27 protein-coding genes are annotated in these 25,197 nt (G+C 51.4%); 25 read left to right on the top strand and 2 right to left on the bottom strand.

Annotated features, from left to right (window positions below; all coding sequences use genetic code 11):
• The 13 genes from ACI3UA_RS00600 to hisIE form a co-directional block, all read left to right on the top strand.
• Nucleotides 1-732 (top strand): D-alanyl-D-alanine carboxypeptidase family protein (locus tag ACI3UA_RS00600; RefSeq protein ID WP_439722892.1); only part of this gene is annotated, 732 nt, incomplete at its 5' end.
• Between the two features lie 108 nt (nucleotides 733-840).
• Nucleotides 841-1,578: an esterase family protein gene (locus ACI3UA_RS00595; RefSeq protein ID WP_439722891.1), complete on the top strand. Its 738-nt coding sequence runs from the start codon at nucleotides 841-843 to the stop codon at nucleotides 1,576-1,578.
• Between the two features lie 41 nt (nucleotides 1,579-1,619).
• The gene (locus ACI3UA_RS00590) at nucleotides 1,620-2,810 is read left to right on the top strand and encodes an ATP-grasp domain-containing protein (RefSeq protein WP_439722890.1); all 1,191 of its coding nucleotides are present in this window, start codon (nucleotides 1,620-1,622) and stop codon (nucleotides 2,808-2,810) included.
• A gap of 132 nt (nucleotides 2,811-2,942) precedes the next feature.
• Complete coding sequence (locus ACI3UA_RS00585) at nucleotides 2,943-3,524, top strand: peptidylprolyl isomerase (protein ID WP_439722889.1); 582 nt, start codon at nucleotides 2,943-2,945, stop codon at nucleotides 3,522-3,524.
• On the top strand, nucleotides 3,524-3,829 hold the full coding sequence (locus ACI3UA_RS00580; RefSeq protein ID WP_439722888.1) for a GIY-YIG nuclease family protein: 306 nt from the start codon (nucleotides 3,524-3,526) through the stop codon (nucleotides 3,827-3,829). The genes ACI3UA_RS00585 and ACI3UA_RS00580 overlap by 1 nt, the downstream gene beginning before the upstream one ends.
• Before the next feature lie 103 nt (nucleotides 3,830-3,932).
• The gene (gene hisG, locus ACI3UA_RS00575) at nucleotides 3,933-4,604 is read left to right on the top strand and encodes an ATP phosphoribosyltransferase (protein ID WP_439722887.1); all 672 of its coding nucleotides are present in this window, start codon (nucleotides 3,933-3,935) and stop codon (nucleotides 4,602-4,604) included.
• Complete coding sequence (gene hisD / locus ACI3UA_RS00570) at nucleotides 4,601-5,938, top strand: histidinol dehydrogenase (protein ID WP_439722886.1); 1,338 nt, start codon at nucleotides 4,601-4,603, stop codon at nucleotides 5,936-5,938. Before hisG ends, hisD begins: the two co-directional genes overlap by 4 nt.
• Nucleotides 5,939-6,041: 103 nt before the next feature.
• Nucleotides 6,042-7,118, top strand: coding sequence for a histidinol-phosphate transaminase (hisC, locus tag ACI3UA_RS00565; protein ID WP_439722885.1), 1,077 nt, complete (start codon nucleotides 6,042-6,044; stop codon nucleotides 7,116-7,118).
• A gap of 1 nt (nucleotide 7,119) precedes the next feature.
• Nucleotides 7,120-7,710, top strand: coding sequence for an imidazoleglycerol-phosphate dehydratase HisB (gene hisB, locus ACI3UA_RS00560; RefSeq protein WP_439722884.1), 591 nt, complete (start codon nucleotides 7,120-7,122; stop codon nucleotides 7,708-7,710).
• Nucleotides 7,711-7,744: 34 nt separating this feature from the next.
• Entirely contained in the window at nucleotides 7,745-8,350 is a 606-nt protein-coding gene (gene hisH / locus ACI3UA_RS00555; RefSeq protein WP_439722883.1) for an imidazole glycerol phosphate synthase subunit HisH, read from the top strand.
• A 13-nt stretch (nucleotides 8,351-8,363) separates the two neighbouring features.
• A complete protein-coding gene (gene hisA, locus ACI3UA_RS00550; protein ID WP_439722882.1) occupies nucleotides 8,364-9,107 on the top strand; it encodes a 1-(5-phosphoribosyl)-5-[(5-phosphoribosylamino)methylideneamino]imidazole-4-carboxamide isomerase in 744 nt (247 codons plus the stop codon).
• Between the two features lie 2 nt (nucleotides 9,108-9,109).
• On the top strand, nucleotides 9,110-9,868 hold the full coding sequence (gene hisF, locus ACI3UA_RS00545) for an imidazole glycerol phosphate synthase subunit HisF (protein WP_439722881.1): 759 nt from the start codon (nucleotides 9,110-9,112) through the stop codon (nucleotides 9,866-9,868).
• Nucleotides 9,868-10,575 carry a bifunctional phosphoribosyl-AMP cyclohydrolase/phosphoribosyl-ATP diphosphatase HisIE gene (gene hisIE / locus ACI3UA_RS00540; RefSeq protein ID WP_439722880.1) on the top strand — a complete coding sequence of 236 codons (708 nt, stop codon included), beginning with the start codon at nucleotides 9,868-9,870 and terminating at the stop codon, nucleotides 10,573-10,575. Before hisF ends, hisIE begins: the two co-directional genes overlap by 1 nt.
• A gap of 94 nt (nucleotides 10,576-10,669) precedes the next feature.
• Here the strand turns inward: hisIE and ACI3UA_RS00535 are convergent, their stop codons facing one another.
• On the bottom strand, nucleotides 10,670-11,077 hold the full coding sequence (locus ACI3UA_RS00535) for an RrF2 family transcriptional regulator (protein WP_439722879.1): 408 nt from the start codon (nucleotides 11,075-11,077) through the stop codon (nucleotides 10,670-10,672).
• A gap of 144 nt (nucleotides 11,078-11,221) precedes the next feature.
• Between ACI3UA_RS00535 and ACI3UA_RS00530 the strand changes: the two genes are divergently transcribed.
• From ACI3UA_RS00530 to ACI3UA_RS00490, 9 genes are all read left to right on the top strand, one after another.
• Complete coding sequence (locus tag ACI3UA_RS00530) at nucleotides 11,222-13,357, top strand: EAL domain-containing protein (RefSeq protein WP_439722878.1); 2,136 nt, start codon at nucleotides 11,222-11,224, stop codon at nucleotides 13,355-13,357.
• A gap of 66 nt (nucleotides 13,358-13,423) precedes the next feature.
• Nucleotides 13,424-14,764: a D-serine ammonia-lyase gene (locus ACI3UA_RS00525; RefSeq protein WP_439722877.1), complete on the top strand. Its 1,341-nt coding sequence runs from the start codon at nucleotides 13,424-13,426 to the stop codon at nucleotides 14,762-14,764.
• A gap of 67 nt (nucleotides 14,765-14,831) precedes the next feature.
• On the top strand, nucleotides 14,832-16,817 hold the full coding sequence (locus ACI3UA_RS00520) for a proton-conducting transporter transmembrane domain-containing protein (protein WP_439722876.1): 1,986 nt from the start codon (nucleotides 14,832-14,834) through the stop codon (nucleotides 16,815-16,817).
• Nucleotides 16,817-17,701: a respiratory chain complex I subunit 1 family protein gene (locus ACI3UA_RS00515; RefSeq protein ID WP_439722875.1), complete on the top strand. Its 885-nt coding sequence runs from the start codon at nucleotides 16,817-16,819 to the stop codon at nucleotides 17,699-17,701. The genes ACI3UA_RS00520 and ACI3UA_RS00515 overlap by 1 nt, the downstream gene beginning before the upstream one ends.
• Nucleotides 17,702-17,717: 16 nt before the next feature.
• Entirely contained in the window at nucleotides 17,718-18,347 is a 630-nt protein-coding gene (locus tag ACI3UA_RS00510; RefSeq protein ID WP_439722874.1) for a hydrogenase, read from the top strand.
• Between the two features lie 4 nt (nucleotides 18,348-18,351).
• Entirely contained in the window at nucleotides 18,352-19,857 is a 1,506-nt protein-coding gene (locus tag ACI3UA_RS00505) for a proton-conducting transporter transmembrane domain-containing protein (protein WP_439722873.1), read from the top strand.
• Nucleotides 19,857-21,359 (top strand): hydrogenase large subunit, encoded by a 1,503-nt coding sequence (locus ACI3UA_RS00500; RefSeq protein ID WP_439722872.1) that lies wholly within the window; start codon nucleotides 19,857-19,859, stop codon nucleotides 21,357-21,359. The genes ACI3UA_RS00505 and ACI3UA_RS00500 overlap by 1 nt, the downstream gene beginning before the upstream one ends.
• A gap of 12 nt (nucleotides 21,360-21,371) precedes the next feature.
• Nucleotides 21,372-22,127 carry an NADH-quinone oxidoreductase subunit NuoB gene (gene nuoB / locus ACI3UA_RS00495; protein WP_439722871.1) on the top strand — a complete coding sequence of 252 codons (756 nt, stop codon included), beginning with the start codon at nucleotides 21,372-21,374 and terminating at the stop codon, nucleotides 22,125-22,127.
• Between the two features lie 229 nt (nucleotides 22,128-22,356).
• On the top strand, nucleotides 22,357-22,521 hold the full coding sequence (locus tag ACI3UA_RS00490) for a hypothetical protein (RefSeq protein ID WP_439722870.1): 165 nt from the start codon (nucleotides 22,357-22,359) through the stop codon (nucleotides 22,519-22,521).
• 120 nt (nucleotides 22,522-22,641) lie between these two features.
• Here ACI3UA_RS00490 and ACI3UA_RS00485 read toward each other — a convergent pair whose 3' ends face one another.
• Nucleotides 22,642-23,025, bottom strand: coding sequence for a helix-turn-helix domain-containing protein (locus tag ACI3UA_RS00485; protein ID WP_439722869.1), 384 nt, complete (start codon nucleotides 23,023-23,025; stop codon nucleotides 22,642-22,644).
• A gap of 156 nt (nucleotides 23,026-23,181) precedes the next feature.
• Here ACI3UA_RS00485 and ACI3UA_RS00480 point away from each other — a divergent pair, with 156 nt between their 5' ends.
• From ACI3UA_RS00480 to ACI3UA_RS00470, 3 genes are all read left to right on the top strand, one after another.
• On the top strand, nucleotides 23,182-24,285 hold the full coding sequence (locus ACI3UA_RS00480; protein WP_439722868.1) for a PH domain-containing protein: 1,104 nt from the start codon (nucleotides 23,182-23,184) through the stop codon (nucleotides 24,283-24,285).
• 335 nt (nucleotides 24,286-24,620) lie between these two features.
• Complete coding sequence (locus tag ACI3UA_RS00475; RefSeq protein WP_405720879.1) at nucleotides 24,621-24,878, top strand: hypothetical protein; 258 nt, start codon at nucleotides 24,621-24,623, stop codon at nucleotides 24,876-24,878.
• Nucleotides 24,862-25,140 (top strand): DUF4160 domain-containing protein, encoded by a 279-nt coding sequence (locus ACI3UA_RS00470; RefSeq protein WP_439722867.1) that lies wholly within the window; start codon nucleotides 24,862-24,864, stop codon nucleotides 25,138-25,140. Before ACI3UA_RS00475 ends, ACI3UA_RS00470 begins: the two co-directional genes overlap by 17 nt.
• Nucleotides 25,141-25,197: the final 57 nt, after the last annotated feature.

Genomic DNA, 25,197 nt, shown 5'->3' with positions numbered 1-25,197 from the left:
GTGGATATGGAAACAGGGGGGATTATCTACGGGAAGAACGCTGACGCAAGGCAGTATCCCGCCAGCACCACCAAGGTGATGACAGCGGCACTGGCGCTGGACAAGGGGGACAACAACAGCACGGTGGTGGTGAGCCCCTACGCCGCCGATGTGGAATGTACCGGCCTGTGGGCCGGGAGCTCCATGCGTGAGTTTGATATGATTGAGCTGATGCTGCTGGAGTCGGACAATGGTGCCGCCACGGCGCTGGGCGAGGCAATCGGCGGCAGCGAGGCTGCCTTTGTGGGCATGATGAATGAAAAAGCGAGGGAGCTGGGCATGACCAACACCCACTTTGAAAATTGCAATGGCATGCCTGATGAAAACCATTATTCTACAGCCAGGGATATAGCGAAGGTATCTGCCTATGCCATGCAGAATCCCTTGTTCCGACGCATTGTGGCCCGCGAGAGGATTATCCTGCCTGACTGGCAGAATCCGGGGGCTATCTATGAGGCGGAGAATACCAACAAGCTGCTGGAGAGCTACCCCGGCTGCATCGGCGTCAAGACAGGTTTTACCATTGCCGCAGGCGGCTGTCTGGTATCTGTCGCCAGGCGGAAGGGCCGGGAGATTTTGTGCGTGGTGCTGAAATCCAGCGGCACGGATACGCGCTTTTCTGATTCGGCCGCACTTTTGGATTATGGCTTTCTTTGTGCAGAAAATGGTCTGGCAGAGCTGCCGAAAAATTGACATAGCTGATTAGTTTTGTTATCCTTAAAGGAGTGACATTCCTTTGTACAGCGGTGCTGTGCAGGGAAGGTTGCTCCTTGTTTATTATGTATGATTAGAGGCGATAGAATGAACGTTGAGCATATTCACCATTACAGCCATCACCTGAACAGGGATATGAATATCCGTGTCTATGGGCATGACGGCCTGCCGATAGTGGCTTTTCCGTGTCAGGACGGAGATTGTTATAATTACGAGGGCTACGGCTTTCTGGACAATATTGCGGACTATATTGATGGCGGCGCCATTCAGCTGTACGTAGTTGATACAGTTGATGTGGAGAGCTGGTCCAATGTCTGGGGAGATAAGGGCTGGCGGGCCTGGCGTCAGGAGCAATACTTCCACTATATTGTGGAGGAGGTTCTGCCGTGCATTTATTCCAGAAACCACAGCGGCAAGCAGCCGATTACCTTCGGCTGCAGCCTGGGAGCTACCCATGCGGCTATCGTGTTCCTGCGCCGTCCTGATTTGTTTGGCGGCTGTCTGGCGCTTTCCGGCGCCTATGATGCCAAGTATTTCTTTGATGGCTGGATGGATGAGGTGCTTTACCGCAATTCTCCTGTGCATTTTATGGAAAACCTGCCGCCTGACCACTGGTATGTGGAGCTGTACAACCAGAGAAAGCCGATTTTCTGCGTAGGGCAGGGTCCGTGGGAGGACGAGGGACGCCGTACCACGGCTATTCTCCGGGATCAGTTCAATGCCAAGGGCATAGGGGCATGGTGTGATTTCTGGGGCTATGACGTAGAGCATGACTGGCCGTGGTGGAAGAAGCAGATTCGCTATTTTTTGCCGCATCTTTTGTGAGGGGCAGGATAGCGGACAGATAGAGAAAAGGGGAATAAGGTATGAATTTTGTGTTTATTTCTCCGCACTTTCCGCGGACGTACTGGCTGTTTGCCAATCGTCTGAAGCGGAACGGAGTAAATGTACTGGGGGTCGGTGACTGCCCTTACGACGGCTTGGATGAGAATGTCAGGGATTCCCTGACCGAGTATTACTACGTGCAGGACATGAAGGATTATAGCCAGGTGTTCAAGGCTGTGGCATTTTTTTCCTTTAAATACGGCAAGATTGACTGGCTGGAATCCAACAATGAGTTCTGGCTGGAGCAGGACGCCCGCCTGCGTACCGATTTCCACATAACGACAGGCGAGCAGTATGCCGATATAGGGCGCATCAAGAAAAAGTCCGCCATGAAGGAGTATTACCGTCAGGCCGGCATCCCGTCCGCCCGGCTGCATCATGTATCCAGCATCGAGGAGGCCCGCAGGTTTATCGCCGAGGTTGGCTATCCCGTGGTGGTCAAGCCGGATGTGGGCGTAGGTGCCAACGATACCTACAAGCTGAAAAATGATGATGAGCTGCAGGGGTTTTTTGCCAATTATCCGGAGGTTCCTTACGTTATGGAGGAATTTGTGCAGGGCAAGATTTTCTCCTATGATGCGATTCTTGACAACAAGTCGGAGCCTTTGATGGAATCCTGCACGGAATGGCCGCCATCCATCATGAATATAGTGACTGACAAGCTGGATTTGGCTTATTTTGTCAGGGCTGATGTGCCGGAGGCATTGCGCAGTGCCGGCAGGGCGGCAGTCAAGGCCTTTGATGTCAGGAGCCGCTTCGTGCATCTGGAGTTTTTCCAGCTGGAAGAGGACAAGCCGGGACTGGGCAAAGCCGGTGATTTTGTAGGGCTGGAAGTGAATATGCGCCCTGCTGGCGGCTATACCCCTGATATGATGAATTATGCCCACAGCATGGATGTGTATCAGATATGGGCGGATATGGTTACTGACAACCGCCGTTTGCAGCCTGACCTCAATGATGACCGTTTCTGCGTGTATGCAGGCAGACGCGACCAGTTCAGCTATGTTCATTCCCCGGAGGAAATCAGCAGGCGCTACGGCAAGGATATCGTCATGGCGGAGCGCATGCCGGAAATGATGGTTCCCCAGATGGGCAACCAGTGCTATACCGTCAAGCTGAAAACCGAGCCGGAGGTACATGAGTTCATCCGGTTCGTGACCGAGCGCAGGTAAGGCTGTTGACATTCGTGCCCTGACAGATGTTGCAGGCGCTTATCCGGCGCGTGACTGGGCGCAGGCAAGGGCGGTTCTGCCCTGCGGCATCGGCGTGATTGATACCAATATGGAAATAGTGGTGGTTATTAAATGAAAAAGATAGTTATGTGTATGCTGCTGGCGCTGGCCTTTATGACTACAGCCTGTGCGGCAGGTTCATTTTTTGATTTTAAGAAGGACGAAGGAGAGAATAAAGTGGCAAATCGTATTGCGGTATTTGATACCAACATGGGTGAGTTTGAGATTGAGCTGTTTGAGGACAAGACGCCGATTACGACCGGCAATTTCATCAAGCTGGCAGAGGAAGGCTTCTATGACGGCGTAATCTTCCATCGCGTTATTGACGGCTTCATGATTCAGGGCGGCGATCCGACCGGCACCGGCATGGGCGGCCCAGGCTACACCATCGAGGACGAGTTCAGGTCAGAGCTGAAGCATGAGAGCGAGGGAATCCTCTCCATGGCAAACACCGGGCGTCCGCATACCGGCGGTTCCCAGTTCTTTATCACCCTTGATGCAACTCCTTGGCTGGATGGGCGTCACACCGTATTCGGCAAGGTTATCAAGGGCATGGAGGTTGTCCGCGAGATTGGTCACGTGAAGACCGGCATGCAGGACAGGCCGGTTCATGATGTGGTAATCAACAAGATTACCATCAAGGCCGCTGAGTAATGGAGAAAAAAACTGCCCCGGTTTCCTGCAAGGAAGCCGGGGCTTATACTTATATCCTCGAATGCAGTGATGGTACATTGTACACGGGCTACACGGTAAATCTCGTGCACCGCCTCGCCATGCACAATGCGGGCAGGGCCAGCAGGTGCACCCGCTGCCGCCTGCCGGTGAAGCTGGTGTACTATGAGCGCTTTGCCACAAAGAGCGAGGCCATGCGGAGGGAGTGTGCCATCAAAAAGCTGACGCGGAGCCAGAAGCTGGAGCTGATTGCCGGGGCAGGAGAAGCAGGGGAAGGTTTCTCTTAGTTTTGGGTTGACGAATCAGGTGGTATGTGTTATTATGTTATACGTTAATACTTTAGCGAGATAAAGAATGAAAATAAAATGACGATTTGATGGAGGCGTACTGATGACTTCTAACAATATGGACTATATTACGATTGCACTGCCAAAGGGGAAGCTGTTTGGCCTGTCGGCTGATCTGCTGGCCAAGGTGGGCTATACGGCAGAGGATTTGAGTGAGAAGTCCCGTAAGCTGGTTATCACCAATGAGGAAAAAAAGATTAAGTTTATCATCAGCAAGACTGCTGATGTGCCTACCTATGTGGAGTATGGCGCGGCGGATATCGGGATTATCGGCAAGGATGTGCTGACTGAATCCGGCATGGATGTGTACGAGCTTCTGGATCTGGGCTTTGGCCGCTGTCATCTCATGATGGCAGTCCACAAGGAGCATAAGCGTCCGAAGCTGACGGATTATGCCCATACCCGCGTGGCGACCAAGTTTCCGCATATTGCAGAGAAGTTCTTCAACAGCAAGGGTATGCAGATGGAGTATATCAAACTGAACGGCTCCATTGAGCTGGGCCCTATCGTGGGACTGTCTGAAAGCATCGTGGATATTGTGGAGACAGGTACGACCCTGCGTGAAAACAACCTTGAGGAGATTGCCTATATTATGGATGCTACGGCCCGCCTGATTTGCAACCGTGTCAGCTTCAAGCTGAAATTTGACAGGATTCATCAGCTGACCGAGGATTTGAAGCAGATTTTGGAGCTGGCGAAGGAGGAAAAGCTATGAGAATCGTCAATGTAAAGGATATGGGGCTGAGTGCCGTCGAAGAGCTGTTAAAAAAGCCTGCCTTTGATCAGGTGGAGCTGAATCCGCGGATTCGCGAAGCAAACAAGGCGCTGTTCGGTGAGGATCTGACGGCCGCCCAGATTGTAGACAGAATTGTGGGAGAAGTCCGCCGGGATGGTGATGCGGCGGTTATCAAATACACGAAGCTGATTGACAGGACGGAGTTTACGCCGGAGGAATTTCTGGTAACGGAGGCCGAGTATGAGGCTGCCTACAGGGAGGCCGATGCCGATGTGGTGGCCTCCCTGAAGAAAGCGGCAGAGAACGTGCGGCAGTATCATCAGGAGCAGAAGCCGAATTCCTGGATGACCTATAGAGGCCACGGCTCTATTCTGGGCCAGTCCGTGATTCCGCTGGACAGGGTGGGAATCTACGTGCCGGGCGGTACGGCGGCTTATCCTTCCTCCGTTATCATGAATGCCATGCCGGCCGTGGTGGCAGGCGTCAGGGAAATCATCATGATGGTGCCGCCGAAAAACGGCAAAATCAATCCTTATGTGCTGGTAGCGGCCAGGGAAGCCGGTGTGTCAAAAATCTTCAAGATTGGCGGCGCCCAGGCGATTGCGGCCATGGCTTTCGGCACGGAAACCATTCCGCGGGTGGACAAGATTACCGGCCCTGGCAATATTTTTGTGACGCTGGCCAAAAAGGCCGTGTACGGTCACTGCGATATTGACATGCTGGCAGGCCCGAGCGAGATTCTGATTGTGGCAGATAAGACGGCCGACCCTGCCTATACCGCGGCTGATATGCTCAGCCAGGCGGAGCATGATATGCTGGCGTCCAGCATTGTGATTACCGATAGCGCGGAGCTGGCAGGCAAGGTGGCAGATGAGGCGGAGAAGCAGCTGAAAGAGCTGCCGCGGGAGGAAATCACCCGTGCTTCCCTTGACCGGAACGGACTGATTATCATTGCCGAGGATATTATGCAGGCTGTAGAGCTGGCCAATGTATCTGCTCCTGAGCACATGGAAATCCTGACGGAGCAGCCATTCCAGCTGCTGCCGTATGTGCGCCATGCAGGTGCGGTGTTCCTGGGGGCGTATTCCCCGGAGCCGCTGGGGGATTATTTTGCAGGGCCGAACCATGTACTGCCTACCGGCGGCACGGCGCGTTATTATTCCGTGCTGAATGTAGAAACCTTTATGAAGCGTACCAGCATCATTTCCTATACCCAGGCACAGCTTGATGCTGTCAGTGAGGATGTTATCCGTCTGGCGGAGGCGGAGGGGCTGCAGGCTCACGCCAACGCTGTAAGGCTGAGAAAGCCGTGAGGCAGTGCTTGTGCTGTCGGGCTGTGGAGGCTGTGGGGCAGTGCTGATTGCTGCAGGCAGCTGGATTGATTGGATGATGTTTTGATGAGGGTGGGAGAACTGTATGAAGATAAAAAAGCTGAGATATAGAAGCAAGCTGGGCGAAATGCCATCCTATGATGTTGTCGAGCGTGAATGGAAAATCAAGGTGAACGCCAATGAGTGCGGCCTGAACCTGCCGCCTATGGTGGAGGACAGGGTGATGGGCAGGCTGAGCCGCGTGGCCTTTAACCGCTATCCCAATGAGGAGCTGGAGCAGCTCATGGAGGCTATTGCCGCCAACTATGGCCTGCAGAAGGAAAATGTCCTTCTGGGCAATGGTTCCAGCGAGATTATTGAAAAGCTGTTTTTTGCCTTTGGCGGCAGGAATCTGACGATTGCGTATCCGCAGCCGTCCTTTTCCATGTACCGCATTTATGCCAAGGCCGCAGAGGCGCGTACTGTCGTGATTGATCTTGACCAGGAGGACTACAGCCTGAATGTGCGCCAGTTCATTCAGAAGGTAAATGATTCCAAGGCCTCGCTGGCCGTGGTTTGCAACCCGAATAATCCTACGGGCAACGCCCTGACTGTGGAGCAGATTGAGGATATTGCCCAGCATACCAGCTGTGCCCTGCTGATTGATGAGGCCTATGTGGAGTTCTATGGACAGTCTGCGGCCTGCCTTTTGAAGAAGTACCCTAAGCTTCTGGTAGCGCGCACCTTCTCCAAGGCCTATGGGCTGGCCTCTATCCGTTGCGGCTACCTGCTGGGGGATGCGTCTGTCATCAGCATGGTGAGCAAGACATATATGCCTTATCACATGAACGTGCTTACTTTGGTGACTGCCGATACCGTTTTTCAGATGCGGGACGAGTATGTGCCGCGCATCCAGCAGATGATTGCGGAGCGGAACCGCATGTCGGAGCAGTATGCTTCACTGCCTGATTTTCAGGTATATCCGTCCCAGACGAATTTCATTCTGGTGCGCTATTATCTGGCCGAAGAGCTGAATGAAGCGCTGGCGGCCCAGGGCATCGGCCTGCGTTGTTTTGGCAGTGCGGCAGGGCTGGAAAACTGCCTGCGCATTTCCATGGGCACGCGGGAGGAAAATGATGCCGTGTTTGCGGCAGTAAAGGCTTTTGCAGAGAGGGAGGCCTGACATGAGAAGCGCTAATATTATCCGTGAAACCAAGGAAACAAGGATTGACCTGACTGTTGACCTTGACGGAACAGGGCGTGGCGATATCGCCAGCGGCATTGGCTTTTTTGACCACATGCTGAACCTTTTTACGGCGCATGGCCGCTTTGATATGGTGCTGAACTGTGACGGTGATATCGAGGTGGACGGACATCATTCCGTGGAGGATATCGGCATTGCGCTGGGGCAGGCAGTACGGAAGGCTCTGGGGGACAAAAAGGGCATCACCCGCTACGGCACTTTTTTCCTGCCTATGGATGAAACACTGGTGATGGTGTCACTGGATATCAGCGGCCGCCCGTTTCTGGTGTACGATGCAGGCGGAGCCATGGCGCCGATGATTGGGCAGTATGATACGGAGCTGACGGAGGAATTTCTGCGGGCCTTTGCCTTTAATGCGGGGATTACCCTCCATGTCAAGGTGATGTACGGAACCAATTCCCATCATAAGGTGGAGGCGATTTTCAAGGCACTGGGACATGCCCTGCACGATGCGGTCAGGATTAACCCGGAGACCTCCGATGAAATTCCGTCCACCAAGGGCATGCTGTGATATATGCCGAAAGGCGTTAGGAGGCAGGCAATAGATGATTGCAGTTATAGATTATGGCGTAGGCAACCTGTTCAGCGTGGAAAAGGCGCTTTTGCAGTTTGCTGATGATGTAGTGGTAACGGGAGACGAAGGGCTTATCCTGTCGGCAGACAAGCTGGTACTGCCGGGGGTTGGCGATTTTGGCGAGTGCATGAGCAATCTGGAGGCTACGGGGCTGATTCCTGCCATCAGGCAGAAGATTGCAGATGGCACACCGCTTTTGGGCATCTGCATCGGTGAGCAGATTTTGTTCGAGGGCAGTGAGGAGTCCCCGGGGGCAAAGGGTCTGGGGATTTTCAAGGGCATGGTGCGCCGCATCAATGCGCCGGGGCTGAAGGTTCCGCACATGGGCTGGAACTCCGTGAATTTTTCGGAGCCGCGGCATCCTCTGTTCAGGAACCTGGGGGAGCATCCGTATTTTTACTTTGTGCACAGCTATCACTGCGTGCCGGAGGATAGCGGCATTATTACGGCTGTTACGGAATACGGCGAGCAGCTCACGGCGGCCGTGGCCAAAGATAATGTGATGGCCACCCAGTTCCACCCGGAAAAATCCGGGGATGTGGGACTGCAGGTTTTGAAGAATTTTATTGAGATGTGATAGGAGAGGAAATATGGTAATTTTTCCTGCTATAGATATTCGCGGAGGCAGGTGCGTCCGTCTTTTCAAGGGGGATTTTTCCCAGGAAACCGTGTTCAGTGACAAGCCGGAGGAAATGGCGGCCAAATGGGAGGCACAGGGCGGAAAATTCCTGCATCTGGTGGATTTGGACGGTGCCCGCGCCGGAAAGCCGGTCAATCTTGATGTTGTCAGGAAAATCGTGGATACAGTAAGTATTCCGGTGGAGCTGGGCGGCGGCATCCGCACTATGGAGAATATTGATGAGGTGCTGGCTCTGGGCGTACAGCGCGTTATTCTCGGCTCGGTGGCCGTCAGGAATCCTGAGCTGGTGAAGGAGGCCTGCCGCAAATACGGCGACCGCGTTGTTGTGGGAATTGATGCCAGGGACGGCATAGTGGCTGTTGATGGCTGGGGCGTATCCGGTGATGTGGAGGTTACGGCGCTGGCAAAGGAAATGGCCAAGGCCGGTGTCAGGACGGTTATCTATACGGATATCTCCCGCGACGGAACCCTTGCCGGGGTCAATGTGGAAGCAACGGCAAGGCTGGCCCGTGAAAGCGGCATCAAGGTGGTAGCCTCCGGCGGCGTAAAGTCCATAGAGGATATCAGGGCTCTGCTTCCTTATGAAAAGGATGGCATCGAGGGCGTTATCGTGGGCAAGTCCATCTATACCGGCAGCCTCGATTTGCAGGAGGCTGTTGCTCTTGCTGATGGTGCAGAAGCTGGGGAGGCATAGTTATGTATACAAAGCGCATTATTCCCTGCCTTGATGTCAAGGGAGGCCGGGTGGTCAAGGGAACGAATTTTGTAGGTCTGCGTGATGCGGGGGACCCTGTGGAGCTGGCACATCGTTATGATTTGGAGCGGTGTGATGAGCTGGTCTTTCTGGACATCACAGCCTCCAACGAGCAGCGTGATACCATCGTGCAGGTGGCCAGGGACTGTGCGTCGCAGGTGTTTATTCCTTTCACTATCGGCGGCGGCATCCGCACCACCGAGGACATGCGGAAGATGCTGAAGGCAGGGGCGGACAAGACCTCGGTCAACACGGCGGCTGTCAAAAATCCTGATATTATCCGTCAGGGCGCGGAGAAGTTCGGCCGCCAGTGCATTGTGCTGGCCGTGGACGCCCGCCGCTGTGGCGAGGACAAATGGGAGGTCTACGTCAACGGAGGCAGGACGCCTACCGGCATTGACGTTATCGAATGGGTAAAGCGTGCCACGGAGCTGGGCGCAGGGGAGATTCTGCTGACCAGCATGGATGCCGATGGGACGAAGGATGGCTATGATATTCCCCTGACCAGGGCCGTGTCCGAGGCTGTGGACGTGCCTGTTATCGCTTCCGGCGGCGCAGGCAGGATGGAGCACTTTTATGATGTGCTGACCGAGGGCAAGGCAGATGCGGTGCTGGCCGCCTCTGTATTCCATTACGGGCAGTACACCGTGCGTCAGGTGAAGGATTATCTCAAATCCCGCGGAGTGGAGGTTAGATTCTGATGCTGGATATTTCGATGATAAAATTTGATGCCAATGGGCTTGTGCCGGCTGTGGTACAGGAGGAAAACGGCCAGGTGCTGATGCTGGCCTATATGAACAGGGAGTCACTGCAGAAGACGCTGGAAACCAGGACTACGTGGTTCTGGAGCCGCAGCCGTCAGGAGCTGTGGAACAAGGGAGCAACCTCCGGCAATATGCAGGAGGTCAAGGATATGTACTATGACTGTGATGGCGATACAATTCTGGTTATCGTGCATCAGCAGGGCTCCGGCGCCTGCCATACAGGTACTTATTCCTGCTTCAGCGGCCGCCGCCTGCTGCCCAATGACAAGGCGCTGGCCGTGGTGGAGCAGCCAGCGGCAGATGAGAATGCTTTGGCCGGGATTATGAATGAGCTGTACGCTGTTATCAAGGATCGCCAGCTCAACCCGAAGGAAGGCTCCTACACCAATTATCTCTTTGACAAGGGACAGGACAAGATTCTGAAAAAGGTGGGGGAAGAGGCGGTAGAAACCGTCATAGCCTCCAAGAATCTCAACAAGGATGAGATTGTTTATGAGATGGGGGATTTGTGGTATCACTGCCTGGTACTGCTGGCTTATCACAACATCAAGCCGGAGGAAATTTTCTCCGAGCTCATCAACCGCCACAATGGCGGCAATTACCACAAGTTTACCGGCAAGACCGGCATCCGCCCTGTGGATTAACCGGATATATATGCTGAGCGGAGCTTAAGACGCCATATAAAAGCAGAAATACCTGCCGGCTGAGTAGAGGATACTTAGCCGGCAGGTATTTTGTTTAGACCCTGCCTTCCAGCAGGTCCTGTATGGTGAGGCCATAAAAGAAGTCCTTGGTCAGCCTGTCGTATTTTTCCCACATGGGAAGCGTCGGGCAGGTACTGCTGCGGTCGCATGGCTCTGCATCCGGCAGCAGGCAGCTGACAGGGGCCATGGAGTTTTCCTCCAGATAGAGTATTTCCCCCACCGTGTATTCTTCCGGGCGGCGCGTGAGGCGGTAGCCGCCCTTTTTGCCGCTGATGCCCTTGATGAGCCTGGCCTGCACCAGCTCCCTGATGACAATCTGCAGATACTTCTCGGAAATATTCTGCCTCTGGGCTATGGTGCGCAGAGGGATGTATTCATTGCTGTTCTGGCTGGCCAAATCCAGCAGGAGCCGCAGTGCATAGCGGCCTTTGGTGGAAATCATGTACAACACCTCCGATTATGTTCACATGCCTATTATACTACTATGGTGATAGCTTTTACAATATTGCCGCAGTATTTGTATATGTATACTTGAGAAATTCGTCCATTGAGTATAAAATAGAGGATGGAGAAGGAGGGAGATAATATGCCTGTTGAAGAGCTTCATAATAAAGATATAGATGATGTCCTGCGCTTGGTAAAGAATATTTATCATACAATTGTGTACGTTAATCTGACGGATAGTTCCTTTCGCTGTGTTCAGAGTAATCAGGCAGATATTCAGAGGCTTATGGCCAATAGTGCCGACTATGAGAAGATGGCCGCCAGGGCCGTTGAGGCCGGTATGGTCTATGCAGAGGATGTTCAGGAGTTTGCGAACTTTGTGAACAGGGAAAATCTGCGGCAGAGCCTCAGCAGCGGCAAGGAATACCTGAGCATTACCTATCGCCGTTCCAAAGGCGGACGGTACAGATGGGAAATGATAGAGATTATTCCCTCCGGGGATTACAGGCCGGACAATCAGGTGATATTGTTCTGCGCCCGTGATATTGATGAGGAACATCAGAAAGAGCTGGACAAGGAAGCGAAGCTGTCCGTGAAGGAACGGCAGCTGGTGGGTGACAAGACGGTGCTGGTGGTGGATGATTCGGAGCTGCAGCGCACCACCCTGTGCTACTTTCTGGAGCAGCATTACAAGACCGTGGAGAAGGAGAACGGCTTCGAGGCGCTGGAGTACCTGAAAGCGCACAGCACGGACATCAGCGTTATCCTGATGGACTTAAACATGCCGGTGATGAACGGCTACGAGTTTTTGCAGGAGTTCCAGAAGGATGAAATCATGCGGATGATTCCGGTGCTGGTGCTGACCAGTGACAACACACCGGAGGAGGAGGCCGGCTGCCTGAAGGCAGGCGCAACGGATTTTGTGGCCAAGCCTTTTAATCCGGAGGTGCTCTTGAGCCGCCTGCAGAGGGCTATTGCCCTGCATGAAAAGACAGTTATGCTGAATGTACTGCGCATGGATAACCTGACCAACTGCTATACCAGGGATTATTTCCTGCATCTGTCCGAGCAGCTGCTGGCAAAGTACCCTGATGAGGATTTTGACCTGGTCTGCACCCATGTGGTAAATCTGCCCAATATCAACGAGCGGTACGGCGCGAAGCAGGGCGAGGCGATTCTGCGGTATGTGGCGCAGAACCACGAGCAGGACGAGTGGGAAAAGAGCGTCTACGGGCGTCTGGACGATGCTACCTTTGTCCAGCTGCTGCCCCATTCTGCCGGCACCTATCGGAAGCTTTTGAAGCAGCAGTCTGATGATCTGCATGAGTACAAGCAGGTCAAGGAGGGGCTGCCTCCGTTTGTGCAGAAATATGGCATATACGAGCAGGTGGACCACAGCGTGCCGGTCAGCGTCATGTGCGACAGGGCGATGATGGCCCTGCAGAAGATAATTCACACCTACAACAAGCTGGTAAACCTCTACGATGACAATATACGCATGTATGCCCTGAAAACACAGCGCATTCTGGAGAATATGGAGGAAGCCATCAATCAGCGCCAGTTCAAGGTCTGGTATCAGCCGAAGCACAATATTTTTACAGGTGAGCTGATAGGGGCGGAGGCTCTGGTGCGGTGGATTCATCCCAGGTATGGCTTTATGTCACCGGGGGATTTTATCCCTATATTTGAGGATAACGGGTTTGTGGCCCATGTGGATCGCTATGTGTGGGAGGAGGCCTGTGCGGCCATCCGCCGCTGGCGGGACATGGGGATAAAAACGGTGCCGGTGTCCGTCAATATTTCCCGCAAGGATTTCTTGTATTTCCACAATGAGGATATGCTGAAGCCTCTGCTGGACAAATACGGCCTCCAGCCGTCAGATTTGCATGTGGAGGTAACGGAGTCCGCCTATATGGACAATCCTGACATGGTTATCAGGAAGGTGAACGAAATGCACAGGGACGGCTTTGTGGTGGAGCTGGATGATTTTGGCACGGGCTATTCCTCCCTGAGCATGTTCGGCCACATGGATATAGATGTGGTAAAGCTGGACATGAGCTTTATACGGCAGGAGCAGAATGAGCAGAACGACAAAATGATACGCTATATCATTGATATGTGCAAAAATATGGGGCTGTCGGTTCTCTCCGAGGGCGTGGAAACAGAGGAACAGCGCCAGAGGCTGATTCGGCTGGGCTGTGACTATGTACAGGGATATTATTATTCCAAACCCCTGCCGGAAGCCGATTTTATCGATTATTTACAAAAACGCAGTTGAATTGAGGACACAAAGTCTGTATAATTAAACGGTGTTTTATATGCTGCAGGAAAGGAATGTTCATATATGGAAATTGATAGCCTTTCTTCCCTGGAACGCAGGGAAATTTTGCTGACTGATATAAGGAATGCCATTGAGGTGGAATGGGCCAATCCCATGAAGATGAATAATGATGATGCAGTTCTGCGCTCATCACTCACCTTGTCGGATATTGATTCGGCCTATGCCCGCATGCGACGTTTTGCCCCTCTGATGAAAAAGCTGTTTCCGGAAACGGAGGAGCGTAACGGGCTGATTGATTCGGATCTGGTGGAGGTGTCAAAGCTCAAGGAGGCCCTGAATTCGCCGCGGATTGGTGCGGATATTGCCGGGCGGCTGATGATGAAGCTGGACAGCCATCTGGCGGTGGCCGGCTCGGTCAAGGCCAGGGGCGGCATCTATGAAGTGATGAAGCATGCGGAGATTCTGGCGGTGGAGAACGGTATTCTGGAGAGCTTTGAGGATGATTACTGCAAGCTGGCTGATGAGGAAGCGCGGGAGTTTTTTGCCACCCGCAAGCTGCAGGTGGGCTCCACCGGCAACCTGGGGATGTCCATCGGCATCATGGGTGCGGCTTTGGGCTTTCAGACCATCGTCCACATGTCCAGTGACGCCAAGCAGTGGAAGAAGGATTTGCTTCGCAGCAGGGGCGTGACCGTGATTGAGTACGAGGGCAACTACAGCGAGGCAGTGAAGGAAGGCCGGGCGAAGTCCGACGAGGATGCGAGCAGTTATTTTGTGGATGATGAACATTCACAGGAGCTGTTCCTTGGCTATGCGGTGGCGGCAAAGATGCTGGTGAACCAGCTGATAAAGGAGCATATTGTGGTGGACAAGGACCATCCGTTGTTTGTTTATCTGCCTTGCGGCGTAGGCGGCGCTCCCGGCGGTATTACCTTTGGTTTGAAACAGCTTTTTGGTGAGCATGTTCACTGCTTCTTTATAGAGCCGACCCAGGCTCCGTGCATGCTGCTGGGCATGGTGACGGGACTGTTTGACAATATTTCCGTGCAGGATATCGGGCTTTCCGGCAATACCCAGGCGGATGGGCTGGCTGTCAGCCGCTCGTCAGGCTTTGTGGGCGAGTTTATCCTGCCGTTCCTCAGCGGTGATTTCACCATCAAGGACAAGCGGATTTTTGAGTATATGCATCTTTTGTGGCAGCACGAGGGCATATTTATTGAGCCTAGTGCCTGTGCCGCCATTCACGGCCCTGTGTGCATGGGGCGTTCCGCTGTGATGGACGAGTATAAGTATGACAACCGCCTGGGCAAGAAGATGGCCAATGCCACCCATATTATCTGGGCTACCGGCGGCAATCTGGTGCCGGAGGATGTGCGTGAGCAGCTGCTGGCGAGAAAGTCATGATTTTTGTTATAAGCCTGCCTTGCCCTGTGGGTGAGGCAGGTAATAAATATGTGTAGGAGTTGAAAAAATGGATGTATTGTTATGTTCCCTGCTGGTCTTTCTGCTGGGAACGCTGACCATTGCCTGGCCTAAGAAGCTGGAGCTGACGGCGCACTACGCGGGCATGCTCTGTGCGATTGCCGCCAGCGCCATGACTGCCTTCAGCGGCATCAGATATCTGCTGATGCCCAATAATGCATTATTGATTGATGCAAAGTGGGGCAGTTATTCGCTGATTGCTGATGGCTGGAGCAGTGTGTTTTTAGTTATCACCGGCGTGGCCGGGTTTTTCATTAGCATTTATGCCCTGGACTATGCCAGGGGATACCTGGGGAACCGTATCCGGGCTCTCACAGGTATGTGGAACCTGTTTCTGTTTTCGATTGTGGCGGTGCTGATTTCCGGGGATGCGTTTACCTTTATTGTGTCCTGGGAGATTATGGCACTTGTTTCTTTTTTGCTGGTAAATCACGAGGCCGGCAAGAAGGAGACTGTTTCGGCCGCTTATCAGTACATGGTAATGACCCACCTGGGTACGGCGGCAATCCTTGTAGCTTTTTATCTGCTGGGCAGCCATTCTGCCAGCTTTGCTTTTGCTGATATGATGCATAATCAGCTGGACGGGGTTATGCGGCATATCGCTTTTTTATGTGCCTTTGCAGGCTTTGCCCTGAAATCCGGCCTGATGCCGCTGCATATCTGGTTGCCTAATGCCCATCCGGCGGCGCCGAGCCATGTGTCAGCCCTCATGAGCGGAGTGATGCTGAAGGTTGCCCTGTATGGCTTCGGGCGTTTTGCCTTCCAGTTTATCGGCATGGAGGTTTTCTGGTACGGCCTTCTGGTGACGGTTATCGGCCTGATTTCCGCCTTTCTGGGAGTGCTTTATGCCACCATGGAGGTGGACATGAAGCGTATTCTGGCTTATTCCTCCGTTGAGAATATGGGCATCATCTTTGCCGTGTTTGGCTGCGGCATGATTTTGATGTCCATGAATCTTTTCCCTTTGGCGGTGGTGGCCTTTACTGCCGCTATGGTGCATGCTTTCAGCCACAGCCTGATGAAGGGGCTGATGTTCATGAGCGCCGGTGCCGTGATGCACGCTACCGGCAGCAAGAATATTGAGAAGATGGGCGGCCTGATTAAGAAGATGCCTTACACGGCGTTCTTTACCCTGATTGGTGCGATGGCCCTTTCCTCCCTGCCTTTTACCAGCGGCCTGATTGGTGAGTGGCTGGTATTGCAGAGCTTCATAACTCTGGCACAGCAGGCCGGCAGTCCTGAACTGCGGCTTCTGGTGGTGTTTGCCTTTATTATGCTGGGGCTGACCGGTGCTACTGCCCTGGGGTGCTTTGTGCGCCTCTATGGCACTGCCTTTTTGGGCTGTCCGAGAAGCCAGATTGTGGACAAGGCTCATGAGCAGCCGTTCTTCATGCTGGCAGGCATGGGCATTGCCGCGGCTTTGGTAGTGATTGTGGGCGTGTTGCCGGATCCTGTGGTAAACATCATGCAGGGCATCGTGGCAGGGCCTATGACGCCGCCTATGGGCAATCCTCTGGGCATTATCTGGGGCGGCAGTGGCCGCTATGCCATCTACAGCCCGGCGATTATTCTGGCTGTGACGGTGCTGGTGTCCGCCTTTGTGGCGGTGGCACTTCTGGGCCGCAAGAAGTTTGAGCGCCGCGATGTGACCTGGAACTGCGGCACTTATCCTACCAGCCGCCAGCAGTACAGCGCTACCGGCTTTAGCAAGCCCCTGCGCCGTGCCTTTGGCAGCATCCTGAATCCTCAGCGGCACACCGAGTATCTCCGCAAGGAGCATGATTATTTCGGCCGCAAGCTGAAGGTGCGTCTGGAAATTCCTGATTTGTTTACTGAGAAATTGTACAAGCCGGTGCAGACATGGATGATAAGCTCATCCTCTGCCTTCCGCCATGTTCAGGAGGGCAGCGTGAGCCTCTATATCGGCTACACGATGATTGCCATGATAGCTGTACTTATCTGGGGGGTATTATAATGAGCTACATTCTGGAAGGTCTGGGGCTTAATATAGTACAGGCCCTGTTTTTGCTGGTTTTCGCGCCTTTGATTGCCGGCATTATCAACAAGGTAAAGGCTTTTCTGCAGAAGCGGCAGGGCGCCAGCGTGCTGCAGGAGTATTTTGATTTGCGGAAGTGGTGGAAGAAGCCGACTATATTGACGCCTCATACCAGCGTGTTCTTCATTCTGGCCCCTGTGGCGTATTTTGTCACCAGCTTTCTGGCTGCCTCCATGGTGCCGGGTTTTCTGGCAGGGCAGGTGAGCATCAGCGATGCTTTTATCTTTGTCTATATCCTTGCCCTGGGGCGGTTCTTCATGACGCTTTCCTCCATGGACGCGGCCACCTCCTTTGGCGGCATGGGCGGCTCCCGTGAGATTTATATTTCCGTGCTGGTGGAGCCTGCCGTGATGCTGGCTATCCTCATCAACAGCATGAGGTATCATTCGACCACCCTTTCCAGCATGGTGATTGACTACGACGGAGCCTATTTTACCGTGTCGGCGGCATTGGCCTGTGTGGCGTTCTTCTTGGTGATTCTGGCGGAGAACAGCCGCCTGCCGGTGGATAACCCCGACACTCATCTGGAGCTTACCATGATTCATGAGGGCATGACGCTGGAATATTCCGGCCCCCTGCTGACCCTTATCCATCTGGGCAGCATGCTGAAAATCATGGTGTTCCTGACCTTGTTCGGCGCCTTGTACCTGCCGCTGGCCGTGCCTCTGGCAGTGAAAATCCTGTTTGGGGCGGTGCTGATAGGCGTAGTGGAAATCCTCAACAACAAGATGCGCCTTTTCAAGGTGCGTGTTTATCTGGGAGCGGCAATAGTTCTGCTGCTTTTGGCGATTATTGCAGAGTAAGGAGGACTGGGAGAAAGTGGATTATTTAGTAGTGTTCCTGGTTCTTGTAGTATTTTTGCAGACCAGAATTACAAATTTGCGGCGGGCTGTCATCTGTCTTGCCAGCCAGTCTTTGATTATTGCCTGCGCCTGCTTCTGGCTGGGCCTGTCCCATGGCGGCGGCTTTCATGCCATGATGCCGGGGCTTCTGACCCTTGCGGTAAAGGTGATTTTCATTCCGGGTGCCGTGTGGCATCTGGTGGGCAAGCTGACCAATGAGCGTGAGATTTTGTCCGAGAGCAATGTAAATTACTCCACCATGGCGGCGGCACTGTTTCTGGTGCTGGGCTATGCCATTGTGGAGAGGCTGCTGCCCGGCTCAGTGGGACGGGATATTATTGCCGCTTCGATTTTGATGATTATGACGGGGCTTTCCCTGATGGTGCTGAGAAAGCGCGCCATCATCCAGATTGTGGGCCTGATTACGCTGGAGAACGGCATCTACCTGCTGGGTCTTCTGATGACGGAGGGCCTGCCGCTGGTGGTGGAGCTGGGTGTCTTTCTGGATGTGCTGATTGCAGTGGTGGTGCTGGTTATCCTGACCTCCAGAATGCGCCTGTCCTTTATGACTACTGATACAAGTGTAATGAAAAAGCTGAAGGGGTAATGAGATGAATTTTAGCATAAGTGACCTTATCTATATCATACTTTTGTTGCCCGTAATCTTCAGTCTGGTTTCGGCAACAAATCTGCTGTCAAGGAACGTGCTGCACTGGCTGAACCGCCTGACTGCCACCTGTGTGGCGGCGGCGCTTTTCCTGCTGGTGACGTCCTTTGATGTGAATACTCCCTACGGGGATGAATACCTGTATCTGGATGCCCTCAGCGTCTGGATGCTGCTGATTATCGGCACGCTGTACCTGGCCTTTGCCTGGACCAGCAAGGCGTACCTTGACCGCGATACCAACAAGCGGTACGGCTACCTGCGCCGCTTCGGGCGGCTGGAAGGGCGTTTTTATGCCCTGTCCCACATGTTTGTGTGGATTATGTTTGTGGTGGTGACGGTGAATAATCTGGGCCTGATGTGGGTTGCCATCGAGGCGACCACGCTGGTGTCCGCCCTGCTGGTAGCGTTTAAGTTTACCCGTACCTCACTGGAAGCAACCTGGAAGTACGTCATGGTCTGCACCGTGGGCATCTGTCTTGCTCTTCTGGGGACGATTCTCGTGTACTACATCCAGCTGACCGACATTGGGCCGGCCAATCCGTTGAATTGGCTTTATCTTGCCCAGCATGTGGACAGCATTGACCCGGCCATGGCAAAATTTGCCTTCTGCTTCCTCTTTGTAGGCTATGGTACCAAGGTGGGACTGGCGCCTATGCACGCCTGGCTGCCGGATGCCCATTCCGAGGCGCCGGCCCTGACCAGCGGCCTTTTGTCCGGTTCCCTGTGTATCTGCGCCATTTATGTGCTGATTAGGAATATTATTATCCTGCTGCCATCCATCGGGGTGGATTTCATCAGCGGCCTGTGCCTGTTCTTCGGCCTGTTTACGGTGGCCGCGGCGGTGCCTTTTGTGCTGGTGCAGAGGGATGTAAAGCGCATGCTGGCCTATTCTTCCATGGAGAATTTCGGCCTGATGGTGGCAGGTCTGGGGCTTTTTGTGCCGGTGGCGGCCCAGGCTATGCTTCTGCACATGTTTAACCATGCGCTGGTGAAGTATTCCCTGTTCTATACGGCAGGTACTATTATGGAGGAATTTGGCACCAAGAACATGATGCGTATTCATGGCATGATGACCCAGACGCCGCGGACAGCCCTGTTCTGGCTTTTGGGTATTGTGGGGATTCTTGGCATGCCGCCAATCGGCGTGTTCTTCAGCAAGTTCTATATTATCTTTGGCTTTTTCCAGTCCGAGCATCCGTGGCTGGGCATCCTGATGCTGTTTTTGCTGGCAGGCATGCTGATTGGCATCCTGTACCATGTAATGCGCATGTTTGGCGGCCAGTCCAAGAGAAAAAAGAGTGCCGGTGAGCTGTTCGGCTTTGTGGATTCTGCCGTGCTGGCAGGGCTGCTGCTTTTCAGCTGTGTGGCCAGCGCCGGGCTGAGCGAGATTACTGTGCTGAATAACTTGCTGACCCATGCGGCACAGATTGTTCTGGGAGGTGTGTACTGATGGAGCATGTGATTGCGCCGGAGGCATTGCTGGAGACGGCGGTGCGGGTTTATGACGGGGGGCGCCATCCTCTGTCTGCCATGTTTGGCAGGGATGAGACCGCCCAGGGCACCGGCTATGCCATTTATTGCTATTTTGAGATTCCTGAGAAGAAGGACATGCAGGTGGTAAAGGCGGTGTTTGACCCGCATGGCTCTCTGAGCTATCAGAGCATTACCCATGCTATCCCGGCCGCGGCCTGGTATGAGCGGGAAATCCATGATATGTTCGGGTTGGTGCCGGAGGGACATCCTGATTTGCGGCCGCTGGTTCTGCATGAGAGCTTCCCGGAGGGCTTTTATCCTTTGAGAAAGTCTGTGAAGGTCAATGCGAAGGTCAGGGGCGAGCGGCAGTTCAAGGTGCGCACCGCCAAGGGGCAGGGGCTTTTTGAGGTGCCGGTAGGGCCTATTCATGCCGGTATCATCGAGCCGGGGCATTTTCGTTTCAGTCAGGCCGGTGAGGCCATGCTGCAGCTGGACGCCAAGCTGTTCTTTACCCATCGCGGTATTGAGAAGGCTGTGGAGGGAAAGACACCGGAGGAAGCACTGCATATTGTGGAGCGCATCTGCGGTGCTTGCAGTGTGTCCAATACCTGGAGCTTTTGTCAGGCGGTGGAGAAGGTGGCCGGTATCAGCGTGTCGAGAAGGGCGGAGATTATCCGCACCCTGCTTTCGGAGCTGGAGCGCATCGTAAATCATGTAGGTGATTTGGGCAATATGCCGGCCGGTGTAGGCTTCAATCCTGCTATCAGCCTGGGGGCAAGGCTCAAGGAAAGGCTGATGCGGCTTTGCGAGGCTGTGGCCGGCAACCGTTTCCTCAGAGGCGTGATTGTGCCGGGGGGCGTCCGTCAGGATATCACCCCGGAGCTGATTGAGGAAATCCATAGCGTGATTGACGCTGTTGCTGACGGGGTGGAGGATCTTGCGACCATGTTCAGGGAGCAGGAGAATTTCCAGAACCGCGTGCAGACTACAGGCATTATCCGCAACCAGACGGCTGTTGATTTGGCAATGGTTGGCGTAGGGGCAAGGGCCAGCGGCTATGCCCATGACAGCCGCAGTGATTTTGCCTTTGGCGTGTATCCGGAGCTGGATTTCCAGCCGTATACCAAGACCATGGGTGATGTGGCGGCAAGGCTTCTGGTGCGCATTGGCGAGCTGTCTGCTTCCTTTGAGATGGTGGACAAGCTTCTTGATATGCTGAGGAACTGCCACGGCATGCCGCTCTATGCGGATATGGCCTATGGTGCCGGTGAGGCCTGGGGCATCTGCGAATCGCCGCGGGGCAGTAATTTCCATTATGTGGCGCTGGACGGCGAGGGCAGGATTGACAGGCTCTTTGTCCGCAGTGCGTCCTATCCGAACTGGCCTGCCCTGACGATTGCGGTGCAGGGTGATATTATCCCTGATTTCCCGTTGATAAACAAGAGCTTTGAGCTTTGCTATGCGTGCATTGACCGATAAGGAGGGAGAACTGTGTTTAAGGTATTGGAAAGAATTTTTCGCGACAAGGTAGCCACGGAACCGGTTTCCCTCAGCGGCAGTCAGCGCTTTCGTGGCAAGCTGACAGGCAATGTGGAGGAAAGCCTTTTGCCGAAGTGTCAGGCGGCATGCCCGGTGGGGGCTTTTCAGGCAGAGGGCAGTGAGTATCGGATTGATTACAAGCGGTGCATTTTCTGCGGCAAATGCGTTGAGGCCTGCGCCATGGCCGCTCTGGAAGAAGGCAGGGAGAATGAAGGCATGCTGCAGCACTCCCACGAGGATGCCATGCCGTATCTCATTGAGGCGGGGCAGGAGGCTCTGGCGGATGTGCTGAAGGAAAAGCTGGGGCGTTCCCTGCATGTGCGCCATCTGGATGCCGGTTCCTGCAATGCCTGTGATTTTGAGATGGGAGCTTTGGGTAACCCTTATTATGATTTGCACAGGTATGGCGTGGCTTTTGTGGCTTCGCCACGCCACGCAGATATGCTGATGGTGACAGGCGTGGTGACGCGCAATCTGGAACAGGCCTTGAAGATGAGCTATGAGGCTATGCCGGAGCCGCGGCTGGTGATGGCATGTGGTGCCTGTGCGGCCGGTGGTGAGACCTATGGCGATACCTATGCCATCGTAGGTGCCGCCGATAAGGTGGTGCCGGTGGACGTGTATGTGCCGGGGTGTCCGCCAAGGCCGTCTGCCATGATTGTGGGACTGCTGGCGGCAGCTGATATGCTCAAGGAGAAGATGAAGTAATATTTACTGCATCGTAAGTGTACAAATGTTGTATATGGGGCGGCATGGCAGTGCATGTTCAGGCAAATGCCACTCACATGCCATGCCGCCCTGTTGCGGTGCCAGCTTGTAATTTCATGAAATCTATATGTTCCTTTGTGAAAAAGTGCTATACGTATATTGGATTAGGTGCATATTCTATTATTAGTTGCTACAGAATTGTTAGAATGTGTAGAGGAGGAAGTATACGATGTTAGAAAAAAATTCAAATACCAGTATAATTGAAAAAGTAAGAAGTCAAAATAATGTGATAACTTCTAAAAATTGTCCTGAGTTAGCTAAAAGGATAAAAGAGCTTTCAAAGGAATTTATGGTAAAAAATGCTGAACTATATAAGAGGCTTGAAACAAGATGATGATTTCTTTTTTACTTGATGATATTCTTAGTAATTGCGATTTGTTTAAGTGCGCAAATCGTTGTTAAATTTAAGTTAAAGCATAAAAGAAAACCCGATTGGTTACTGTGAATTACAGAACTAATCGGGTTTTTGGTTAAATTCGATTTGTTTTTTACGTTGCCACGAGATAAATTTTGCATACTGTATAAGTGTGTTAACGTCATCTTCAGAAAAATGTTTGCATTCTTCTATTAATTCTTGTAGATGAGCAGGTAACTCTAATTTGACTGATTCAATATATCCCCAAAGGCTAAGAAGGTAATTGTAGTCAAGGTGATAAGCAGACGCAATCATCTGCAATGTTTCAGGTGTTGGTTTGTTGATAATGCCTGTACGTTTGTCTATACCTTTCTCCAAAATGGCAAGATATGTATAGCTTATACCTATTATTTTTGCTGCAGCTCGCAGACTTAACTTTAGGTGTAATCTCTTCTCTTTTATAAGCTCGGAAAATAAACTCATCCCACTGCCCTCCTAGGAATATTGTAAACCATAATGTTGGAAAACAATGGTGAATATATTTGACAAAATGATGAATTAATTTTATAATAATTATGTATATATATATAAGATATATTATGTCTTTTATGACTAACAATGATATATGGGGTGGTCTGGTTGAAATATGAAGTGTTTTATTCTCAATGTAAACAATTGGGTGTTACAAAATTAATTAATGCTAATGTAGAAAACGCTGATTTATTGTACGATATGTTATCAGATGATGAAAAAATATGTTATGTTACTCAAGGGATATTGAACGGGAAATTTGGTGATGGAATAATAGCTCTTACAAACAAAAGAATTGTTTTTGTAAAAAAAGGTAAGACAGAAACTATTTTGCGTTCTAGCATAGTTAGTTTTAATTATGAAAAAAGTTTGTTCAAGGGTGATATAATTTTAAATTGTAGTTATGGCAAGGTGAGATTTGGAATAGTGCCAGCTAAAATAGCCAAGGATTTTTATGATAAGTTATCCAAGGTAATGGCATCGCCTGACACATATATACCAGAAAAGGTGTTGGTAGCTCCATCTTATAGTGAAGACAATAATAGTGCTATAAATACTAAAGCCAAGGCTGTGCTTGGCTGTGGTTTTTTGCTAATTGTAATATTGGCGGGTTTCTTATTTCTTGTTAGTTCTTGTGGGTCGTCTGTTAGTTTATCTCCAATGGAGCAAAAAATTAAAAGTGCGGGCATTAGTGATAATTTAACTGACGAGCAGGCAAAAGAGATTGCGGAAGCTTTAAAAAAGTGTGGTTTTAATGATATCGTAGAGATAAAGAAAGATCCTGATTTGGATGATATGACAGGTGCAGGAGAAAAAGGATATCGTTTAAACTTAGGGTATCCATTCCACAATTTTATTGTATATCTTTCGCCGAATAATTCTGTGTACCAGCTGCGATGGGCCAACAGGGATTTCATGGTTAATGGAGAAGTCCTAAAGCGTCGCGAAACCTTTGTTTTAACAGATCAAGAGGAAGCTGAAATCAGGATAAAGACCAAAGAACTAGTCAAATCTGTCCTCACAGTACCGGAGTCAGCTGATTTTTCATGGACTTGGGATATTGATAAGGATGAAGAAAATATTGTGGTACGTTCATCAGTGAAATCTGTCAATGCATTTAATGTTGAGTTTAAAAATAATTTTGAAGTGGTTTATGATAGTAGTGGTCAAAATATAAAATCCTTTATACTTGGCGGCAAAAAAATAATTTAAGTATCATTGTGTAAACGGATAATAGTATCTATTGATAGGTTGCTATTATCCGTTTTTGTTCATTACAAGGAGAAATGCTATTTATGTGTGATATTACATCGCATAATCAAAATAAGATAAAAATTTTTCATTTTGTTAAGAAGGATACTGAATTGATATTGTACTTACTTAGTAGATTTTTCCAGAAGAATCTTATCAAGTCTGATATTCTAATTTTTAGTGGGAGTGAAACATAAAAAGGATTTCTCAATTCTTGGATATGTGGTAATATTATTATGGTAGCTATATTAATAAATCTCTATAGGAAGGAATGATTTGTTATGATATACCCATTTATGACCTTAGATGACCATACAGAAATTGTTCATTCTGAATTGTTGCCGGACAATAGAGTGAAGGTATATATAGAAAAGCCAGATGCAAATGATTGTTTTCATGATATGACATGTTATCTGCCGGATTATGAAATTGTGAGTGTTAATGGTTTTTCCGAGGAAGAAGTGGCGGAATATATGTCAATTATTAGGTCGACAGCGCATCTGATAATTGAATTTGCCAAGGAGGGTGGTTTTTTGAATGCCTCAGGTCTTTAAAATTGGTCCATATTGGGTTTATTTTTGGACAAATGAGAACAAACCTTTAGAGCCAATACATGTGCATGTATCAGAAGGAAATCCTGCTTCTAATGCCACAAAGATATGGATTACTGCTTCTGGAAAATGTCTTTTGTGTCACAATAAATCTCGTATAACTGATAAGGCATTGCGGAACATCATGCGTATGATTGAGGCACGGGCGAATGATATTATTAAAAAGTGGATTGTTTATTTTGGAAAAATCACCTATTATTGTTAAGTTTCCAGAGATTTTGTTTCGTACATAGTTGTTCATGTCCTTATAACATTGATTTTC

Origin of the sequence: Anaerovibrio sp. (assembly GCF_051866355.1) — a bacterium.
Classification (GTDB): domain Bacteria; phylum Bacillota; class Negativicutes; order Selenomonadales; family Selenomonadaceae; genus Anaerovibrio.
The sequence above is the reverse complement of the archived record's forward strand: the minus strand, read 5'-3'. Positions and strand labels throughout refer to the sequence as shown.

Excerpts from the sequence above, each read along its gene's own strand:
- ACI3UA_RS00490 (WP_439722870.1), top strand. The coding sequence starts at position 22,357 with ATGTTAGAAAAAAATTCAAATACCAGTATAATTGAAAAAGTAAGAAGT.
- ACI3UA_RS00530 (WP_439722878.1), top strand. The coding sequence starts at position 11,222 with ATGCCTGTTGAAGAGCTTCATAATAAAGATATAGATGATGTCCTGCGC.
- ACI3UA_RS00505 (WP_439722873.1), top strand. The coding sequence starts at position 18,352 with ATGAATTTTAGCATAAGTGACCTTATCTATATCATACTTTTGTTGCCC.
- hisIE (WP_439722880.1), top strand. The coding sequence starts at position 9,868 with ATGCTGGATATTTCGATGATAAAATTTGATGCCAATGGGCTTGTGCCG.
- ACI3UA_RS00500 (WP_439722872.1), top strand. The coding sequence starts at position 19,857 with ATGGAGCATGTGATTGCGCCGGAGGCATTGCTGGAGACGGCGGTGCGG.
- ACI3UA_RS00585 (WP_439722889.1), top strand. The coding sequence starts at position 2,943 with ATGAAAAAGATAGTTATGTGTATGCTGCTGGCGCTGGCCTTTATGACT.
- ACI3UA_RS00525 (WP_439722877.1), top strand. The coding sequence starts at position 13,424 with ATGGAAATTGATAGCCTTTCTTCCCTGGAACGCAGGGAAATTTTGCTG.
- ACI3UA_RS00595 (WP_439722891.1), top strand. The coding sequence starts at position 841 with ATGAACGTTGAGCATATTCACCATTACAGCCATCACCTGAACAGGGAT.
- ACI3UA_RS00485 (WP_439722869.1), bottom strand. The coding sequence starts at position 23,025 with ATGAGTTTATTTTCCGAGCTTATAAAAGAGAAGAGATTACACCTAAAG.
- ACI3UA_RS00520 (WP_439722876.1), top strand. The coding sequence starts at position 14,832 with ATGGATGTATTGTTATGTTCCCTGCTGGTCTTTCTGCTGGGAACGCTG.
- ACI3UA_RS00580 (WP_439722888.1), top strand. The coding sequence starts at position 3,524 with ATGGAGAAAAAAACTGCCCCGGTTTCCTGCAAGGAAGCCGGGGCTTAT.
- ACI3UA_RS00470 (WP_439722867.1), top strand. The coding sequence starts at position 24,862 with ATGCCTCAGGTCTTTAAAATTGGTCCATATTGGGTTTATTTTTGGACA.
- hisF (WP_439722881.1), top strand. The coding sequence starts at position 9,110 with ATGTATACAAAGCGCATTATTCCCTGCCTTGATGTCAAGGGAGGCCGG.
- ACI3UA_RS00535 (WP_439722879.1), bottom strand. The coding sequence starts at position 11,077 with ATGATTTCCACCAAAGGCCGCTATGCACTGCGGCTCCTGCTGGATTTG.
- ACI3UA_RS00475 (WP_405720879.1), top strand. The coding sequence starts at position 24,621 with ATGACCTTAGATGACCATACAGAAATTGTTCATTCTGAATTGTTGCCG.
- hisB (WP_439722884.1), top strand. The coding sequence starts at position 7,120 with ATGAGAAGCGCTAATATTATCCGTGAAACCAAGGAAACAAGGATTGAC.
- hisC (WP_439722885.1), top strand. The coding sequence starts at position 6,042 with ATGAAGATAAAAAAGCTGAGATATAGAAGCAAGCTGGGCGAAATGCCA.
- hisH (WP_439722883.1), top strand. The coding sequence starts at position 7,745 with ATGATTGCAGTTATAGATTATGGCGTAGGCAACCTGTTCAGCGTGGAA.
- hisD (WP_439722886.1), top strand. The coding sequence starts at position 4,601 with ATGAGAATCGTCAATGTAAAGGATATGGGGCTGAGTGCCGTCGAAGAG.
- ACI3UA_RS00590 (WP_439722890.1), top strand. The coding sequence starts at position 1,620 with ATGAATTTTGTGTTTATTTCTCCGCACTTTCCGCGGACGTACTGGCTG.
- hisA (WP_439722882.1), top strand. The coding sequence starts at position 8,364 with ATGGTAATTTTTCCTGCTATAGATATTCGCGGAGGCAGGTGCGTCCGT.
- hisG (WP_439722887.1), top strand. The coding sequence starts at position 3,933 with ATGACTTCTAACAATATGGACTATATTACGATTGCACTGCCAAAGGGG.
- ACI3UA_RS00515 (WP_439722875.1), top strand. The coding sequence starts at position 16,817 with ATGAGCTACATTCTGGAAGGTCTGGGGCTTAATATAGTACAGGCCCTG.